Origin of the sequence: Litchfieldia salsa, assembly GCF_900104555.1 — a bacterium.
Taxonomy (GTDB): domain Bacteria; phylum Bacillota; class Bacilli; order Bacillales; family Bacillaceae_L; genus Litchfieldia; species Litchfieldia salsa.
The window spans coordinates 503,403-522,842 of the sequence record NZ_FNJU01000002.1 but is presented as its reverse complement, the minus strand read 5'-3'; the positions used below and the strand labels follow the sequence as shown (position 1 = coordinate 522,842).

16 protein-coding genes, 1 tRNA gene and 1 riboswitch are annotated in these 19,440 nt (G+C 36.5%); of the genes, 14 read left to right on the top strand and 3 right to left on the bottom strand.

Translation table 11 applies throughout. The features are described 5' to 3' along the window. Nucleotides 1-12 precede the first annotated feature (12 nt). The 5 genes from BLQ56_RS06295 to BLQ56_RS06275 all read left to right on the top strand — a co-directional run bounded on the left by BLQ56_RS06295 (nt 13) and on the right by BLQ56_RS06275 (nt 5,281). Nucleotides 13-1,032 (top strand): aliphatic sulfonate ABC transporter substrate-binding protein, encoded by a 1,020-nt coding sequence (locus BLQ56_RS06295; RefSeq protein ID WP_090851032.1) that lies wholly within the window; start codon nt 13-15, stop codon nt 1,030-1,032. A 75-nt stretch (nt 1,033-1,107) separates the two neighbouring features. After that, a complete protein-coding gene (locus BLQ56_RS06290; protein ID WP_090851029.1) occupies nt 1,108-1,704 on the top strand; it encodes an SCO family protein in 597 nt (198 codons plus the stop codon). 576 nt (nt 1,705-2,280) lie between these two features. Then, nucleotides 2,281-3,399: a methionine biosynthesis PLP-dependent protein gene (locus tag BLQ56_RS06285; protein WP_090851026.1), complete on the top strand. Its 1,119-nt coding sequence runs from the start codon at nt 2,281-2,283 to the stop codon at nt 3,397-3,399. Beyond that, nucleotides 3,392-4,567: a cystathionine beta-lyase gene (gene metC, locus BLQ56_RS06280; protein ID WP_090851024.1), complete on the top strand. Its 1,176-nt coding sequence runs from the start codon at nt 3,392-3,394 to the stop codon at nt 4,565-4,567. Before BLQ56_RS06285 ends, metC begins: the two co-directional genes overlap by 8 nt. Before the next feature lie 180 nt (nt 4,568-4,747). Further along, nucleotides 4,748-5,281, top strand: coding sequence for a hypothetical protein (locus BLQ56_RS06275; protein WP_090851021.1), 534 nt, complete (start codon nt 4,748-4,750; stop codon nt 5,279-5,281). Nucleotides 5,282-5,569: 288 nt separating this feature from the next. On the opposite strand, the gene BLQ56_RS06270 is transcribed toward BLQ56_RS06275, so the two are convergent. Beyond that, on the bottom strand, nt 5,570-6,793 hold the full coding sequence (locus tag BLQ56_RS06270; RefSeq protein WP_090851370.1) for a dicarboxylate/amino acid:cation symporter: 1,224 nt from the start codon (nt 6,791-6,793) through the stop codon (nt 5,570-5,572). A gap of 155 nt (nt 6,794-6,948) precedes the next feature. Further along, nucleotides 6,949-7,102: riboswitch (cyclic di-AMP (ydaO/yuaA leader) on the bottom strand. 154 nt (nt 7,103-7,256) lie between these two features. Here BLQ56_RS06270 and BLQ56_RS06265 point away from each other — a divergent pair. Continuing rightward, a tRNA-Val gene (locus BLQ56_RS06265) sits at nt 7,257-7,333 on the top strand. 227 nt (nt 7,334-7,560) lie between these two features. Here BLQ56_RS06265 and BLQ56_RS06260 read toward each other — a convergent pair. Both BLQ56_RS06260 and BLQ56_RS06255 read right to left on the bottom strand, forming a co-directional pair. After that, nucleotides 7,561-8,592, bottom strand: a complete 1,032-nt coding sequence (locus tag BLQ56_RS06260) for a FecCD family ABC transporter permease (RefSeq protein ID WP_090851019.1) — start codon at nt 8,590-8,592, stop codon at nt 7,561-7,563. After that, nucleotides 8,592-9,638: a FecCD family ABC transporter permease gene (locus BLQ56_RS06255; protein WP_238457188.1), complete on the bottom strand. Its 1,047-nt coding sequence runs from the start codon at nt 9,636-9,638 to the stop codon at nt 8,592-8,594. Before BLQ56_RS06255 ends, BLQ56_RS06260 begins: the two co-directional genes overlap by 1 nt. A gap of 161 nt (nt 9,639-9,799) precedes the next feature. Between BLQ56_RS06255 and BLQ56_RS06250 the strand changes: the two genes are divergently transcribed. The 8 genes from BLQ56_RS06250 (at nt 9,800) to BLQ56_RS06215 (ending at nt 19,400) form a co-directional block, all read left to right on the top strand. Next, nucleotides 9,800-11,347 carry an AraC family transcriptional regulator gene (locus BLQ56_RS06250; protein WP_238457187.1) on the top strand — a complete coding sequence of 516 codons (1,548 nt, stop codon included), beginning with the start codon at nt 9,800-9,802 and terminating at the stop codon, nt 11,345-11,347. A 103-nt stretch (nt 11,348-11,450) separates the two neighbouring features. After that, the gene (locus tag BLQ56_RS06245; protein WP_238457186.1) at nt 11,451-12,416 is read left to right on the top strand and encodes an ABC transporter substrate-binding protein; all 966 of its coding nucleotides are present in this window, start codon (nt 11,451-11,453) and stop codon (nt 12,414-12,416) included. A 141-nt stretch (nt 12,417-12,557) separates the two neighbouring features. Next, the gene (locus tag BLQ56_RS06240) at nt 12,558-14,375 is read left to right on the top strand and encodes an IucA/IucC family protein (RefSeq protein ID WP_090851016.1); all 1,818 of its coding nucleotides are present in this window, start codon (nt 12,558-12,560) and stop codon (nt 14,373-14,375) included. Further along, complete coding sequence (locus tag BLQ56_RS06235; protein ID WP_090851014.1) at nt 14,347-16,059, top strand: IucA/IucC family protein; 1,713 nt, start codon at nt 14,347-14,349, stop codon at nt 16,057-16,059. The genes BLQ56_RS06240 and BLQ56_RS06235 overlap by 29 nt, the downstream gene beginning before the upstream one ends. A 14-nt stretch (nt 16,060-16,073) precedes the next feature. Further along, nucleotides 16,074-17,312: an AMP-binding protein gene (locus BLQ56_RS06230; RefSeq protein WP_090851012.1), complete on the top strand. Its 1,239-nt coding sequence runs from the start codon at nt 16,074-16,076 to the stop codon at nt 17,310-17,312. Next, a complete protein-coding gene (asbD, locus tag BLQ56_RS06225; RefSeq protein WP_090851010.1) occupies nt 17,309-17,581 on the top strand; it encodes a petrobactin biosynthesis protein AsbD in 273 nt (90 codons plus the stop codon). The genes BLQ56_RS06230 and asbD overlap by 4 nt, the downstream gene beginning before the upstream one ends. Next, nucleotides 17,578-18,555 carry a DUF6005 family protein gene (locus BLQ56_RS06220; RefSeq protein WP_090851008.1) on the top strand — a complete coding sequence of 326 codons (978 nt, stop codon included), beginning with the start codon at nt 17,578-17,580 and terminating at the stop codon, nt 18,553-18,555. The genes asbD and BLQ56_RS06220 overlap by 4 nt, the downstream gene beginning before the upstream one ends. Continuing rightward, on the top strand, nt 18,552-19,400 hold the full coding sequence (locus BLQ56_RS06215; protein WP_090851006.1) for a sugar phosphate isomerase/epimerase family protein: 849 nt from the start codon (nt 18,552-18,554) through the stop codon (nt 19,398-19,400). The genes BLQ56_RS06220 and BLQ56_RS06215 overlap by 4 nt, the downstream gene beginning before the upstream one ends. Nucleotides 19,401-19,440 lie beyond the last annotated feature (40 nt).

The window sequence follows — 19,440 nt, the reverse complement described above, 5'->3', positions numbered from 1 at the left end:
GGGGGATATAACGTGAAAAAGAAAATAGGTTTGTTAAGTATATTGTTATTATTAGTAACAGGAATTCTTGCAGCATGTGGCGGTGGGGATGAATTAGCAAGTTCAGATGCGAAAAAAGTTGTGATTGGCTATTTTCCTAATATTGATCATGCTCCAGCAATGGTAGCACGAGAAAAAGGGTATTTCCAAAATGAGTTAGGTGAAAACGTTGAAATCGAATATTTAACATTCCCAGACGGTGGTGCATTTATGACTGCACTAAAAACAGGTGAGATTCATGCTGGTCTAGTAGGTCCAGGTCCTGTTATGAACAACTATACAAATGGTGCAGATGTGAAGATTATTGCTGGTGCATCTTCAGGTGGGACACACATTGTTGCTCGTGCAGATAGTGGAATCGAAACCATTGAAGATATTGCTGGAAAAACATTTATAACTCCTGGTGTGGGTTGTACACATGACGTGCAAATGGAAACACTTTTAAAAGAGTACGGAATTACATCTGCTCGTATTGGTGGATCATTAAAGCACTTAACTGGAAATCCTGCTCAGTATGCAGGGATGTTTGAATCAGGTAAAGTAGACTTAGCAGCAGTTCCAGAACCATGGGCTTCACAATTAGTAAAAGACGTTGGTGCTAAAATTATCGTAGATAGTAATGAGATTTCATTTGGTGAAACATTACCAAATACGATTCTAGTAACAAGCAATAAAGCAATTGAAGAAGACAAAGACTTAATCCAAAGTATTGTTAAAGCACATAATCAAGCAGTAGCGTTTATTAATGACAATAAAGAAGAATCAATTCAAATTACTATTGATAGCATTAAAGAAACAACAAAACAAGATTTAGACAAAGAAGTAGTAGATATGGCTTGGGAAAAGATTCGTTATACGACAGATGTAGATGCAGAAGTAATTCAACAATTTGCAAATTCATCACATGACTTAAAGTTCCTTAAAGAAAAACCAGACTTTGCAAACTTAATTGACTTACAATTTATTGAAACAGTAACAGCAAGTGCTGAGTAATTCTTATAAATAACTATTTTAGAAGTGCTTGTATCTCGGCACTTCTTTTTCATTAAACAGCTAAGGAGAATGGTCATGCACGATGTTAAAAAGATAATGAGTATGGTGTTTTTAGTATTGATTCTAATAGCTTGTTCAAAAGAACCAACGATTGAAGAAATTGAACAAACCTTCCCAATGAATATCAATGTGGGTAAACTAGAAGCTGTGAATCAGAATAAAGAGCCATTTAACACAGACCAACTAGAGGATAAGGTGTGGCTTGCTAGCTTTATCTTTACAAACTGTGATACGGTTTGTTCACCAATGACAGCAACAATGGCAAGGCTACAAACCAAGTTACAATCAGAAGGACTGGAAGATGTTCAGATTGTGTCATTTAGTATTGACCCAGAGCACGACACACCTGAAGTATTACTTGATTTCGCAAATAGTATGGATGCAGATTTTACAAACTGGCAGTTTATTACAGGTTATAACCAAGAGGAGATTGAAAGCTTTGCTAACACATCTTTTCTGTCACCTGCAGCGCAATTAGAAGGATCAAATCAGTTTGTGCACAGTACATCAATCTACCTTGTTAATCAAAGAGGAACAGTGCTTAATCAATACGACGCAGTAGCAGATACACCCTTTGAAGAAATCATCTCTGATATAAGAAAACTAAAATAACCCTTGCAATACACGCGTTAATAAGTTAAATTTATAAAATAAATAAATATTCAAAAACTTATCAAGAGAAGCCGAGGGACTGGCCCAATGAAGCTTCAGCAACCGACCAACGAGGAAAAGTCTTACCTAACCCACGTAGTAGATTTAGATTTTATAGAAATTAAATCTTGAGTTTTACTAAGGACTCATCTGTGAGAAAAGAATAAAATATCGAAGAAAACAAGTTTTCGTAGATATTTTATTCTTTTCTCACAAGCTTTCAGCAAAGCTGAAAGTAAATAGAAATCGAAGATTTCTATTTAATGAGTCCAAAACCTAGTATTAAAACTTTAGAAACTTATAAAATCAAAATCTACTCACCACCTTAAAAAGACCTTTCCGAGTCCCCAGTTGTGAATAAAATGTCTATTAGGCATTTTATTCACAACCCTCGCGGACTCATACTCGTTATCAGGTGCTAAATCCAGCGAATGTCCAAACATTCGAAAGATAAGGAGAAGCCCGAGTACGAAAGCCTTCTTCTTATAAGATGGCTTTTTTTGTTATTAACATATCAACAGATGGGGGAAACAAACTTTGAACAAACATAATATTGAAACGACATTAGCACAAATTGGAAATCGTAGTGACACTGTTACAGGTACTGTAAATCCACCGGTTTATTTCTCAACAGCATATCGCCATGAAGGAATTGGTCAATCCACTGGATTTGATTATGTTCGTACAGGTAATCCAACAAGAAAAATCGTCGAGGACGCAATTGCAACATTAGAAAACGGATTAAAAGGATTTGCATTTAGTTCTGGAATGGCTGCCATTCACACGGTGATGTCATTATTCAAACAAGGTGATGATCTCATCGTATCATCTGACCTTTATGGTGGAACCTATCGCCTATTTGAACAAGGTTGGAGGAAATTCGGCTTAACTTTTCAATACTCTGATTTCAAAGATAGCCAGGAAGTAGAATCATTGATTACTAGTGAAACAAAGGCAATCTTCCTAGAAACACCTACAAATCCATTAATGCAAGAAACAGATATTGAAACCGTAGCTCAAATTGCGAAAAAACATAACATATTACTAATTGTTGATAACACATTTTACACACCAATCATTCAAAAACCATTAGATCTAGGTGCGGACATTATTATTCACAGTGCAACTAAATATTTGGGAGGGCATAACGATGTTCTTGCAGGTCTTGTTGTAGCAAAAGATGAGGAACTATGTACTCAAATTGGTTATCATCATAATGCGAGTGGTTCGGTATTATCACCATTTGATTCCTGGCTTTTGGTTCGTGGGATGAAGACTTTATCACTTAGAATGAACAAGCATCAAGAAAATGCTACTAGAATTGCAGAATATCTAGAAACACATGAAGATATACTTGATGTTCTATATCCTGGAAAGGGTGGAATGGTCTCATTTCGTGTTAAGGATGAGAAATGGGTAAATCCACTTTTACAAAGCTTACAGGTCATATCATTCGCAGAAAGTCTTGGTGGAATAGAAAGCTTTATCACATATCCAGCTACACAAACTCATATGGATATCCCAGAAGAGATTAGAATTAAGAATGGAGTATGTAATCGATTATTAAGATTTTCTGTCGGTGTAGAGCATGTGGAAGATATCATTGCCGATCTAACTCAGGCATTATCAAAAGTAAAGGAGGGGTTACATGAGTAACAATGAATATTCAATTCAAACAAGTCTACTTCATAACCAACATAAATTTGATCCTAATACAGGGGCTGTAAGTGTTCCTATCCAACACGCATCAACATTCCATCAATCAAGCTTTGATCAATATGGAGAATATGACTATAGTCGTTCTGGTAATCCAACTCGACATGCATTAGAACAGGCAATAGCCGAATTGGAGGGTGGAACAAGAGGGTTTGCTTTTTCATCGGGAATGGCAGCAATTTCTACAGCTTTTTTATTACTCTCAAAGGGCGACCATGTTGTAATTACTGAAGATGTATATGGTGGAACATATCGTATGGTAACAGACGTTTTGACGAGATTCGGAATTACTTATACGTTTGTGGATATGACAGATCTTCATCAAGTCGCTACAAATATCCAACAGAACACGAAATTAATATATATGGAGACTCCATCAAATCCTTTATTAAAAATTACAGATATTCAAGGGATCGTAAAATTAGCAAAGGCAAATAACTGTCTAACATTTGTTGATAATACGTTCTTAACTCCTGCATTACAAAGACCACTAGACTTAGGTGTAGATGTGGTGTTACATAGTGCAACGAAGTTTCTAGCGGGTCATAGTGACGTACTGGCGGGATTAGCTGTGGTTAAGGATGAAGAACTAGGAAACCAACTTTATAAGCTACAAAACTCATTTGGTGCGGTTTTAGGCGTACAGGATGCTTGGTTAGTTCTAAGAGGAATGAAAACTCTATATGTTCGATTAAAACAGTCACAAGAAACGGCGATTGAAATTGCCGATAAACTTAAAAATCATCCTGCAATTGAGGCTGTATATTACCCAGGTCTACACTCTCATCCAGGCTATGAAACCCAGAATAATCAAGCTTCAGGTCCAGGAGCTGTCTTATCCTTCAGGTTAAAAGATGAACAAGCAGCAAGAACCTTTGTAGAAAGCGTGAAGATTCCTGTATTTGCCGTGAGTCTTGGTGCAGTTGAATCGATTCTTTCTTATCCTGCAAAAATGTCTCATGCTGCAATGCCGAGAGAGGAACGGTATAAACGAGGTATTACTGATGGGTTGCTAAGACTTTCTGTTGGCTTAGAAAGTGCAGAGGATTTAATTGCTGATTTTGAACAGGCACTCGAAAAAATTTCATCAGCTAGTATCACAATCTAATACAATGATTAAGAATCTCCTTTAGTAGAGGAGATTCTTTTTTATGTACTCTCTTAGATGGAAACCACTGGAACCTTTAAAGATTAAAGAAATATTAAAAAGCACTATAGCTACCATTTAAGAGAGATTATTGTTAAAACACTTACATTTTGGGCAAAGTAAAAATGGAGGTGTTTTATTTTGAGAATCTTATTGGTCTTAATGGCCGTTTGCTTGGCATTATTTAGTTTGAATTCAATTCCTCATGTAATAGCAAAGTCGAAGAACTTAAGTGATGACTGTATCGAGAGTATTGAGGAGGAGAAGAGTAAGTTTGAGGAAAAAGTAATGAAAGACGTTCTTTCTAGTTATAATGTGAAGTTAGAGGACATGGAAGAGGTCATTTCTTACGATATTCATGATTTACGTAAAATAAGTTTATTAACTGGTAAAACTGAAACACACATGAAGAGTATTTTTCAACAATTTGAAAGTATTTCATTAGGTCAAAAGCAACTATTCTTCTTCAATGGGGATTTAAATACAGCGTTTATCTTCTATAAGAATCCTCAGTATAAAAATGTTATGATTAAAATGAATCGTGGAGATGACAAGTGGTCAGTAGCAGAATCAAAGGTTGTAGAAGGTAAAAAAATTAATTTTAATAAAAAGAATTGTAAGGATGAACATATTATAAACCAAGGATTTAATGGTTTATTTAAAGGGTTGGATTGAAGATGACATTTAGGTGTTGTCTTTTTTTGTTTTTCAAAAAGAAAGGCTGTTTTCTCAAAGCTTGTTGTCTTAGACCAAAAACTTTGAAATGGTCGTAATATAAGCAGGCTGAATACACGTAGACTCTTGATAAGACCAGTGGCCAAAGTGAGACCCCACAGGAGCATGAGCGACGAGGAGGCTCACTGGTCACCCGCCGGACGCGGAGTGTATTCAGCCTGCGGCTTTAGAGGGAATAATCTATACAAAAAAAGTGCCCCAGAGGATTCTCTGAAGCACTTTTAAAGATTAATTTGCGGAACTCTGATGCTTTTTCTCGGATTCTGTAATGTATACAGCACAAGCTGCATCACCAGTAATGTTAACAGCTGTTCTTGTCATATCTAATAAACGGTCAATCCCGATAATTAAAGCAATCCCTTCAACAGGAAGGTTAACAGATGTTAGTACCATCGCGAGCATGATTAATCCAACTCCTGGAACACCTGCTGTACCAATACTAGCTAACACGGCAGTTAATACAACTGTTAGGATTTGAGCAGTTGTTAAATCAGACCCGTAAGCTTGGGCGATGAATAGTGTAGCGACACCTTGCATAATTGCAGTTCCGTCCATATTAATGGTTGCACCAAGAGGTTGAACAAAACTACTAATAGCCTTAGGTACACCTAAGTTCTTTTGTGCAGTTGTCATCGAAATAGGGAGTGTTGCACTACTACTTGATGTACTAAATGCAACAGTCATTGCTGGTAAAAACCCTTTAAAGAATGTAATTGGATTACGTTTTCCTAAAACTGCAACAGCTGAGCCATAAGTAACAATTGTATGAATAACTAGTGCAATAAACACAACCATGAAATACAGGGACATTGCCTTTAGAGCAGGGATTCCAAGACCACCCACAGCAGATGCAATTAGACCGAATGTACCATATGGAGCAAATTTCATGATGAGATTAACTAAATACATCATGATCTCGTTACCTTGTTCAAGTAGATTATGAATGCCTTTCGTTTTTTCGCCTAAGATTGTCAATGCAAATCCAATAAATACTGAGAATGCAATGATTTGAAGCATTTCCCCTTGTGCCATAGCGGATATAGGGTTAGTTGGAATGATGTTTAAAAGGGTATCAATCACAGGTGGTGCTGGCTGTGCTTCAAATGATGCACCCTCAATATCATAATTTCCTCCTGCGCCTGGTTGAATAACGGCTGCTAATCCTAATCCAATAAAAATAGCAATGGTCGTAGTGACGATAAAGAATACAATCGTTTTAATTCCAATTCGACCAAGTTTTTTCGGATCACCTAAACCGGCTACCCCTAGAGTAATCGAGAAGAATACGATTGGTACAACAAGCATCTTAATAAAGTTTAAGAATAGCTTACCTAGTGGTACCAAAATCCACGTGTTAATTGGTTCAAACAAGTTAGGTGCAAATAGATTTAGAATAAGACCCACGACAATACCAAGCGCAAGACCAATTACAATTTTCGCAGTTAAGTTCAATTTCATTTTAGGACCTCCTCATTTAATGTTTTTTCTTTTAGGGCAATGAGTTTGTTCAATTTTAGTAAGAGAGAAACTTTTAGACAACAAAAAGCCACGAGAGATTTGCTCGTGGCTTGGTTACAATAGAATAAAAATAACAAGTTAGATTAGTAGGATTCTCTCTCCTGATGCTTACGAGGTTAGCTGTCGGATTCGGATCAAGAGACTCCTACCTTAGACTTAAAGGATACACCCCGTGTGTAAACAATATACACAATTTGGTTCCCCCGTTCTCTAATTTTGTTAGAGATTCAGCAATATTTAATTTTTTGTTTCATTTTGCCCTATTAATATTTATATCTCATTGTAAGAAATTATGTCAATCATTTAATTTATTTTAATAGCATATTATCGGATGCATCTTTAAAGATATTGACAAAATTAGCAAGCCATATTAATATATGATAGTAATATATCAATTTGACTTGTTAGCTCAGTGGGAGAGCACTTCCTTGACAGGGAAGGGGTCGTGGGTTCGAATCCCTCACAGGTCATCCATATCATTAAGAAACCTCTTTGTATAAAGAGGTTTTTTTGTAGTTAATTCTTTAGAAACTTCCAATTAACCTCTTTTACCCCTACTGGTCACTCTGTTAAATATATTATTGTATGAAGAATTCTAACAATACAAACATAGTCATTTATACCTTTCTTCAAAATACCTATTGAAAATGATTATCATTATTATTTATACTGGTAAATAGTACAAATTGAATTCTTTTCAATTAACTGTTCAGTCCGACACTTTTACGTGAAATCAGCATGTAAATTAAATAAGGTGCACCGATAACTGAGATGACAATTCCTACTGGGATATCAGCAGGTGCTAATAGATTTTTCCCTATCATATCGGCAATGAGTAAAAGGAGGGCACCAATCAATGCTGAAACCGGTAAAACGGAGAAATAATTTGGCCCACAAACGCGTCGTGCCAGATGTGGTGCTAGTAAGCCTATGAATGAAATCCCTCCACCAACTGCTACACATGCACCAGCCAATGCAGCAGATAGACATAATAGAATGCGACGTTCTGACTCTACTTTTAAGCCAAGAACAAAAGGAACCGTTTCGCTCAATTGTAGGAGGTTCATTGATCTTCCTTTAATAAAAGTAATTGGTCCTAGTACGACAATCCAAGGAAGTAAAGCCCAAACATAGGTCCACTGTGTTCCCCAAATACTTCCGGTTAACCAGATCGTTGCTTGCTGAAAATCTTTTGGATCCATCTTCAATTGAAGAATGATTAATAATGCACCACATAACGCATTAAAGCCTAACCCCATGAGAAGAAGACGCCCAGGTTCAATACCGCCTTTCCAAGAAAAGCTATATATGAGAAATGCTACTGTGAGGGCACCTATAAAGGCAAAGACGGGTAGAAGGCTAGGTGAGGATAAAAGATGATTCTTGTTTTCTCCGATAAGATAGATGAAGAATACAACAGTTAGTCCTGCACCGGCATTAATACCTAATATTCCCGGGTCTGCTAATGAATTTCGTGAAAGACCTTGTAGGATTGCTCCTGAAAGGGCAAGTCCAGCTCCTATAAGTAGAGCAATTAACATTCTAGGTAATCGAAGCTGAAATAAAACTAGTTCTTGCTGTGGGGTTCCATTTCCGGACAGGGTTCCTATTACTTCTTTTACGGGAATAGGCAAACTCCCTGTTGAAAGGCTCAACAAGAAAATACTGATAATCAACAATAAAAGTACAAACAACCATCCTTTTGAACGTATAATTGCTTCTTTCCAATCCATTATAAATACCCTCTTTTCTTACGTGATAAATAAAGGAAAAATGGAACACCGACTAATGCTGTAATTGCACTGACTGGTGTCTCAAAAGGTGGATTGATCATTCGAGCACCAATATCAGCTAGAACTAGAAGTAAAGCTCCTGCAACTGCACTAAGTGGGATGACGACTTGGTAACTTGACCCTAGTAGCAGTCGAATAATATGTGGGATCACAAGACCAATAAATCCAATTGCACCGGCGATCGAGACAGCAACACCAGATAGCAGTACAACCGTGATGATTCCAATCCAACGTACTTTTTGAAGGGATTGTCCTAGTCCTGTCGCCACTTCTTCACCCATAGATAGAATCGTTAATGAGCGACTTATCGATAGAGACAAAATAACGCCTAATATAACAGCTGGGAAAAGAATCATCACATGTAACCATTTTGTTCCTGATAATCCACCAGCAAACCAAAAGCTAAGGTCTTGGGAAACTTGGAAGTAAAGGGCAATTCCTGTTGAAAGGGCACTAAAAAGTGTGCTTAATGCTGCGCCAGCTAATGTGAGTGTCACTGGAGAAATTCGGTCCTTAGAGATAAGGGAGAAAATAAATACAAAGCTTGCTCCTATTGCTGAACCCGCAAAAGACCATAAAAGTAGATTCCAGTAGGAACCTGAGCTAACAAAAGCTAATGATATTGCGATTGCTAAACCAGAACCATGCGTAATACCTATGATGGAGGGATCTGCTAGAGGATTCCGAGTAAGCCCTTGCATCAGTGCACCAGCAACGGCTAAGGCAGCACCGACGAGTGCGGCTGTTAAAGCACGAGGAATGCGTACCTCTCTAATGAGCTGATGTTCAATGTTCCCATGCTGAAAAGAAATAAGAGAGTCAACAACAACAGATGGAGAAATCCAAACAGCTCCCAGTCCAATTGAAACGAGCAGAAAGAGAAAAACGAATAGTAATCCTAATAGACCTGCAATGATTGTTCTTTTTTGGACAGATGAAACGGTGGAGTGTTGTTTTATCATCTCGGGATTAATTGTTTTATCCATAAAATCATTCCCTTCAAAATATGAAATTGATTATCATTTTCAATTACTTTCTAATTGTTTATTAATCTACTATTCTAAGGGTAATTTTGTCAATTATTTTTCAATTTTAAAAATAGAATGAAGGTAATATAGCAGAACGCGAAACGAAGGGAAGGTGTACGATGTCAACTTTACAACCAATGATCGTTAATTGCTTTAGTGTTTCTACCATAAAAATAAGGGAAGGTGTCGTCGAGCACTTACGCTTAGACACACAAACGAACACTCTCATTTATATCGCTTCTGGTAGAGGTAGGATTGCAATAAAGGATGAACAGCTTAAGGTTATGGAGGGAAAAAGCTATATCATGACAGAGGAGGGCTATCTTTTTTCTTCATCTCAAAAACTTTTGACTGTTTATATAATTTCATGGAACAAAACCATTTTTACTTTTCCAGATTCCCTGCTGTTAGCTAATCAAGATCCAGTAAAGATCGTACCATTATGGGAAGAAGCAATTCTTTTACAAGAAAGAAAATCAATTTCAGAGCAGTGTAAATTTCAAGGAAAAGTATGGAGTCTTCTCTCCTCCCTTACAGATCAAACTGAGGTGGATCGAATTGAGGAATCAAAGGAACTAATAATACATAACTTAAGTACCGTTTATACGATTAGTGCCCTCGCAGAGAAAGCAAAAATGACACCAAATTCATTTGCAAGAGCATTTAAAAAACAGGAAGGGATCTCACCGAAGGAATATATCATTGCACAACGAATTAAAGCGGCCAAAACGCTCATGCTTCAAAATAAGGGGATCACAGCGAAAGAAATTGCGTTAAAAGTAGGGTTACAAGATGAGTTTTATTTTAGTCGTATTTTTAAACAAAAGGTTGGACAGGCACCAACTGTATTTATGAAGAGAACGAAGGAACGAATAGCTGTTGTAAGTCAACTTTTCTTACAAGATCATCTGCTGTCATTAGGAATACAACCTGTGGCAGCTCCAGCATATCCTTCTGAATACCCTGCAAATAGGGGGCTACCAGGTCATCTAAGTAAACAGTTGGAGGGGACAAGGCTTCTTAATGCAGAAAAATTGTTCAATGCTGAGGAAATTCTTTATGCCCAACCAGATCGAATTATCAAAACGCCTCTGCATAAAGGAGAAATTCAATCGATCCTTTTATCTCACGAACAAAAGGTTGAACATATTTCTTTGAAATCAGATTGGAATGACTATCTTAGAGAAATCGCAAGCTTACTTAACTTAGAAAGCATGGTGGATGCAATTGAGAATGAAATTAGTTGTCTAGAAACAAAAGTGAAAGATGAATTACGCCCTATCACAAGGAGAGGGAACTGGGCAGTAATATGGGTTCGCCAAAAAGAAATTCGACTTTATGGTCGTCAACAACATGCGTGTCTGGATTTAATTTATAATAAGCTTGGATTTGAAGCACATCCCGGTATACCGAGTACAGGCTATCGGATTGTTACAGTAGAAGAACTAGCAATCTTGAATGCCGATAAACTTTTAATCTTATGGAGTCATGAACAGGATGTGTGGAAAGTGGTTCAAACTAAAAAGTGGAAAATGTTGAAAGCAGTACAAACAAATCATGTATATTATCCAAAAAGTCAGGAATGGGATCCATGGGGTCCAATAGGAAGAAAGCATATGCTTGTTCAATTTGCTTCTGAGTTTCAAAAGACAAATCATATTGTGTAATGAATAAATAATCCATGCAAAAAAACAATAAAGTCCATGTACGCTATAAATGATAATGGTTATCATTAAAAATGAAATTCATTATCATTTAGGGGGAAGGAAAGTGTTTAAAAAAATAGGTTTATGGAGTATGGTTTTACTTCTTTTAGTATTAGCCGCTTGTTCAAGTGGAGAAAAGACGGCTTCTGAAGAAGAATCAAAAAAAGAGGATAAAGAAAAAACAGAGGTGAAGCAAGAAACTGTAGCTGAGACTCGTACAGTTGAGCATTTATATGGACAAGCTGAAGTGCCGATGAACCCGGAAAAAATCGTCTTATTATCACATGTATCTTGGGAGGGTTCACTTGTATCTGTTGGTGTCAAACCGTATGCAGTTATGGCATATGACAATGAATTCCCGCCACATTTAACGGAAGAGTTAGAAGGAGTAACAGCTCTACCTTATGTTGATGAGATAAACCCAGAGGAGATTGTAAAGCTTAATCCTGATTTATTAATTATTAGTGATCGTTACAAACCACTGTATGATCAATTATCTGAGACAATCCCAACTGTAGTTGTTGAGGTAGGGGGAGATTGGAAGGAAGATCACTTAAAAGTTGCTGAAGCAGCAGGTAAACTTGAAGAAGGAAAAAAAGTGATTGAGAGCATGGAGAAAGAAGCTGAGGAAATAGGACAACGCATTAAGGAAAAAGTTGGAGAACAAACATTCATGGCAGTTGCTATTAATAAAAAAGATATTCGTGTTTATGGAAAAACAAATCACGCAACAAATTCTCTACTATTTGATGATTTGAAATTAACTCCTGCTGAAAATTTACCTGAAGATTTTGGTGAAAATATTTCGATAGAAGGATTAGTAAAATACAATCCAGACCATATCTTAGATGTATCATATTTTAATAGCGGAGAATATTATGATTCAGTGACAGAAGGAGAAGTTTGGAACAACTTAAATGCTGTTAAAAATGAAAATGTACATACTCTTTCAACGACTTGGGGCTTTTGGGATCCAATTGAACGCCAAAAAGGCTTGAAGGAAATAGAGGCATTATTATTAGGTGAATAGGAATTCATAAACACTTTTTGGTATAAAAATTTGAAAAATGGAAGTCAAATAGTCTTTCTGAAAAGGAAGACTATTTTCCTCCTATCTATTGAGAATAGTTATCAATTAATAGGACTTAAGACTCTATAAAGAGGTGTAAATATGTATCTTACCGCCAAACAGATAGCTGTTAAGGCAACATTAGAGGCATTTCTTAATTGTTATATTCGTGAAGTGAATAATGGAAACTGGGTAAAAACAGAGGATTGGATTAAAGAAAATCTTACAACGTTTCTAATTACAGGAAACGATATTGTTGAACTTGAGTTACCAATTCAAGGAAGAAAGTACGCGTTTGAGATCTTTTATAAATCAAAGGTTGGGAAACATGTAGTTGGTATAACACTAAAATATTGTTCAAAGAAACACGAGTGGGAAAGAGAAGACAGCCTTGTTGTAATCCTCACTTTTATTCAAGAGCTTCACCTAATGGCGAGGAGAAATGGCTGTGATGAACTTGCTTCCCATACTGATGAACTAATTCTTCGCTTAATAGAAAGCTACCAAACGATGACAAGGTATGTCGAAGAGAGCATGGCAGGTACTAGGAGGGCTTATGCAACATTTATTGAAAGCGAGCAGTCTCTAGTTTTTGGGCACTGGTTTCATCCAACCCCAAAAAGTAGACAAGGAATGTCAAATTGGCAGCAACAAAGCTATGCCCCTGAATTGAAAGGAAAGTTTCAATTACATTATTTTGAAGTTGATAAAAAAATGATAACAGAATCATCAAGTGTAGCAAAGAGTGCTAGTGATATAATTCTTCAATCAGTTATGAAATATATACCAGATTTCCAAAAATCAGAAGAAGTGTGTATTCTTCCGATGCATCCACTTCAAGCACAATCGTTATTGCAACAAGAGGAAATGAAGAAAGCACTTCAAGAGGGAACGATTGTAAATATTGGTGTCCTAGGACCTTATTATTCGGCAACCTCTTCCATAAGAACTGTCTATTGTACTGAGGAAGAGTATATGTATAAATTTTCAATTCCAGTAAAGGTAACGAATTCATTAAGAAAGAACCAACAACATGAGCTTAAAGCGGGAGTTGTAATGTCTCGACTTCTTCAGAAACTTCTATTCTTAGATAACCATCCATCTTTTTCTATGATAGAGGATCCCGCATATATTACAGTGGACTTTCCACATATGAGAGAGTCTGGGTTTGAAGTCATTATTCGATCAAACATATTTACAACAGGAAAAGATAAAGGGATTACCTCTATTGCAGCAATCGTACAGGATCCTTTTCCGAATCAGAGATCAATGTTGAAAGAGATGATTATGACTAACGCACAAGTAGAAGATCGGTCAGTAAAAGAGGTAAGCTTGGACTGGTTTGACAAGTATTGGAGTTGTTCGATTGAACCCATCATTCGACTTTATGATGATCATGGTATTGCACTTGAAGCACACCAACAAAATAGTTTAGTAGATATTTCAACGGGTTATCCTGAAAGGTACTATTATCGTGATAATCAAGGGTACTATCTATCTAAATCACATGAACAAGTGCTTATTCTAACGGAACCAAGACTCATAGAGACTCCTGATCTCTTTTACGAGGACGAACTAATACAAGAGAGGTTTACTTATTATTTAATTGTAAATCAGCTTTTTTCTGTGATTTACCGCTTTGGAGCAGATCAGATGCTTGAGGAAACAGATCTTATAGAGTTAACAGTTCAAAAATTGAGCACACTTGAGAAAGAACTAAAGGGGCAAGGTAAAGGGTTTGTTCAAAGTTTAATACATGGAGAGATGCTACCTCATAAAGCCAATTTACTAACACGATTTCATGACGTGGATGAGTTAACTGCTGAACTTGAACAATCAATATATCAAGAATTAGCAAATCCTTTTGTAGTTCAGCGTAAGGAGGAAGAATATGAAAACGCCTTATCTTATACCTTCTAAGAAGATTAATAATCGTGTTAAACGACAGTTGGTTGAGGCGATGATATATGAAGGGTTAATCGAATTTGAAGAGGTAAATGAGGGGCTGTTTCATCTTTTTGGACAAGAGAGAACATATTGGTTTAAAGGAAGAAGGTCTGTATTTGACCGAATACGTATAAACGATGAAGGCATATTTCAAGTACTAACTAACCACCAACATATAACACAAGTCACGATTAACGAGTTGTTAGAAGAGTGCGTCTCTGATGAAATGATTAAGAACCGTGTACTATATGAACTTGTACAAACTATTAATCTATGTGATTGGAATGAGAAGCACCTTCCGATTCCGTTAGCAAGGATGAGTTCAAGCTATGAAGAGCTAGAATCCGAGATTATGGAAGGGCATCTTTATCATCCGTGCTTTAAGTCTCGGACAGGTTTTACATTAGAAGATCATGAACAATATGGTCCAGAAGGAAAACAATCATTTCCGCTTCTTTGGACAGCGATTAGAAGGAACAACGTAAAAGTTTCTCTACTAGAGGATGAAAGCGATTTTTGGAAAAGGGAGCTAGGAGATGGTATGTGGGATGAGATCACCATGGAACTTGCAGAAGCTGGGGTCACATTTGAAGATTATACACTCCTTCCAATACATCCTTGGCAATGGAAATCTATCCATCATCATTTATTAAAACTAATTGAAACGGGAGAACTCATTATTTTGCAAAGTAAAGGTGATTGGTATAGAGCTACACAATCGGTTCGAACACTGTGGAATGAAATCGCCCCAAAGAAGGCGAATATTAAACTGTCTATGAATATGATTAATACTTCGTCCTTAAGGACATTGTCTACACCTTCCGTATGTGCAGCACCTTATATTTCAGCTTGGCTACAAAAAGTCATACAATCAGATTCTTATTTAGCAGATGAGGCATCTATTGTCATCTTAAAAGAATATGCTGGAATTTGCTTTGACTCTGAAAGTAAATCTGAACTAACCGGACAGCTAGGAGCAATTTGGAGAGAAAGTATTAGAACATATATGAAAGAAGGCGAAGAGGCGGTACCATTTACAGCTCTTATGACGGTTGAGAAGACTGGTCAATTATTTATTGAAGCATGGCTTTCTCATTATGGACTAGAAAAATGGGTGACTCGATTAATAGAAGTAAGTGTTATACCAGTATGGCATCTGTTAGTAGCACATGGAATTGCTGTTGAGGCACATGCGCAGAATATGATACTCCTACATAAAAATGGATGGCCAACACGAATCGTTCTTCGAGATTTCCATGAAAGCATTGAATACACAAGTGAGTTTATAACAGATCCTTATTTAGTGCCAAACTTTCAGACCATTCATTATCAATATAGAAATGCTCCATTGGACAAGTATTACCGGATGTCATCAGTCGAAGCGTTAAGAGAATTAGTGATGGATACACTCTTTGTTTATCATTTTAGTGAGCTTTCATATTTACTAGAGGAAAAAAGTGGGTTTAAAGAAGAGCAATTTTGGAAGCTTGTAAAATTAATGATTTCTAATCATATAGATAAACACCAAAATCTACAAGAGCGACATGATCAAATACAATATTCAAACTCTGAAATTTATGTTGAATCACTATTAACAAAAAAGATTAAAAAAAAGCAAAAAGAGTATCGTCATTTAGTAGGCAATATTTTTAGTTAAGGAGGATTTGGAAGATGTTTTATGTGAATGACCAATACTACACATTAAAGGATTTAGAAACACAATATCGTTTATTTGAAGAAATACCATCTCTCAGAGATTGTAAGAATCATCGTTTAGCTGTTTGTCTTTCAGATGCTTTTCAGTGGCTAGCTCTTTGCTTATATCTTCGGGAGAAGGGGGCATCTGTGTTGCCTATTCATCCTTCTACTCCAAAAGGTGGAGCAATTCGAATGGCAATGAGTGCCTCAAGAGATCTTTTGCTATTCCAAACACTGGATTCTGTTATTGAACTGACTAGTACAAGTGTTGAGCATGAAACAGTCGGAGGTCTCATTCAGATGAGCTCAGGGACGACAGGGGAGCCCAAATTAATTGAACGAACTTGGAGTTCCATTGAGGAAGAACTTCAAGGCTATGTGACCTCCTTGTCAATTAATCGAGGAACACCATCTATTGTTGCATGTCCAATTACTCATTCATATGGGCTAATTAGTGGTGTTCTGGCTTGTCTAAAAAGAGGAGTAGAACCAATTATTATCACAAATATGAATCCGAAATATTTAATAAAAAAGCTCAAACAATATCCGAAACATATACTTTACGCAACACCTACTTTGCTTCATACACTAAGTCGATTAATGAATCCTAGTGAAAAACTGGATTGTGTCATGACTTCCGGTACATTAATGCCGTTGAAATGGCTTAACTTAATAAGCAATGCATCAAAAAGGGTACTCCAACAGTATGGGTGTTCTGAGGCTGGTTGTGTTGCAATCCGCCATGATGTGAAGGATCCAAATGAAATGGGGGTACCACTTCCTCATCTTAAAGTAGAAGCTGGTGTAGTTGATCTTCCGGGTGAAATTGTCATTCATACTTCAGAGAAAATAATTTATACACGCGACTTGGGCTATATAAAAGAAGGGATTCTTGTATTTCTTTCAAGGATCGATGACACGATAAATGTTGCTGGCTTGAATGTTTATCCACAAGAGGTTGAGAATGTTTTAATGGATGAACCACGAATTACAGAGGCTGTCGTTTACAAAATAAAAAATGAGCTTTCAGGTGAACGAGTATGTGCTCTTTATGTATCAAATGACTTAATTGAAGAATCTGAGCTAAGGGATTGGTGCAGTAGATTCCTCGCACCCCATCAAATACCCATTTTATTTAGACAGGTAGAGGAGATCGACAAGCTGCAAAATGGAAAGATTAGTAGAAAACAATTGTCGGGGTTATATAGATGAATAAAGAAGAAATGATCTCTGTCATTTATGATATTTTAAAACATAAACTAGAGCTTCCAACTATTTTGTCATTTCATAATGAAGCGCGGCTAAATGAGGATCTTTACATGGATTCAGTTATGATTCTCGAATTAATTTTACATATTGAGTTAGATTTTGGTATTAACATTCCAGATGAAATGCTTGTTCCGAAGGATTTTCATACAATATCCACTCTTGTTGAGTTTATACAGCGTCAACGAAACACTGCTCTTGGAGGAATAGAATGATTAAAGTACATTGTTTTGTTAGTTGTGTATGTGAAGTGATAAAGAAGACAAATGGAGTTGATCACAGACCCTACTATTTTGGAGTGTGGGATGCTGATTTTGATATTGAACATGGAAGGTTAACCTATCATTCTACTACTATTAATCATGACTTTTTTCAGACATGGTATGAACTACTTTATGGTATCAAGCTTTATAATTGGTATTGTGAAAAAAAGTCCAAACAGGAAAATATAAATGTGCTTCAAAGATTGATAGATAACAAATCCAAACATTCATATGTAATGGTGATGCTTGATTTATCGATGCTACCCGAGCGAGAGAATAAATTTAACCAAAAACCGTTTCCCCATTATGTCATGCTTGAGAAGACTGAAAGTGAAGATGAGTGGTTAATGTATGACCCCGATTTTCGATGGGAAGGTGTACTCCCTAGGGAAAGAATTCTCCAAGCAATTAATGAACCTAGCGTAGAAGGAGGGTATTACTTTCATGAAGAGGAAATTCGTCCAACAAGTAAGGAGACTATCGAAGCTTACTTTAACACGTGTATCAAGCATGAAGTAAATCCAATAACAGAGGCTATCCGGAGAATTGTAAATGATTTTGTAACTGGAAATTCTCGTAACGTTAAGCTATCAGTAGCATTAAAGCAATTACCAGTTATAGCAATTAGGAAGTATGCATATGAGCATGCATTTGCATACTTTTGGGAATACCTTGATCTTGAGGAGGAAGGCTTTGAACAGTGGTGTACCGAAATTGAACGACTTGTTAATGGGTTTACCACAATTCAATACCGTGCTATGAAGTATGAGATGACAAACAAAGAGACAATTCTACATTCTATTAATGAAAAATTAATCGAACAAAATGAACTAGAATTCAAAATTAAACAAGGTTTACAAGAATGCTTCAACAAATGGTTAGCCAAACAAAACCTCGCTCAAAAAGAAGGTGAAGTAGTAAGATGAAACTATCAATTTGTACGATTTCTTTTCGACACCATCTATATTCAATGGATCAAATCGCTCATTGGGCAAAATCAAAACAGTTTGATGAAATAGAACTATGGGGAGTCCATGCAAAGAATTTAGGCCTCAATTCTTATTATGGGAAAGAGTGGCTCAATGCATATGGTTTAGAAACAAGTATGATCAGCGATTACCTTCCATTAGAAGCTAGTATTGAGACTATGATCAAGGAAACACAAATTCTTTCAAACATCGCTAAGCATTGGGGGACAAATAAAATACGAACATTTGTTGGAAAGAAAGGAAGTGAACAAACAACTCAACAAGAAAGAAGTGAACTACTCGAAAAAATCCGCATCATTTGTCAGAAACTTTATTTAGAAGGTCAGTATTTACTTGTGGAAACTCATCCAAACACACTAGCAGATACTCAAGCTTCTACGATAAAGCTAATACAAGAAATTGATCATCCAGCACTTCGGATAAATTTTGATGTGTTACATGTATGGGAGTCAGGAGTCAATCCAGTAGAAGCTATGAAGGAACTTCGACCATTTATTTCACACTTTCATCTAAAAAACATCTCATCACGTAATGAGTTATCCGTATTTGCACCAGAGAATGTTTATGCTGCCTCAGGTTCAAGAGAAGGAATGGTTCCCTTGTTCCAAGGAGAAGTAAACTATCGTGAATTTCTGACAGAAACTGTTAAAACAATGGAGGTACATGGTTCATTAGAATGGTTCGGTCATAATGTGAAGGATGTGTTAACGAGTGATGGAGATGAAATTAGGGAATTAATTAATCAACTAAATGTGAATAAGTTATATCAATTTAAGATATAATTCTTCTAAAAAGAGTAAGGGACAATCCCTACTCTTTTTT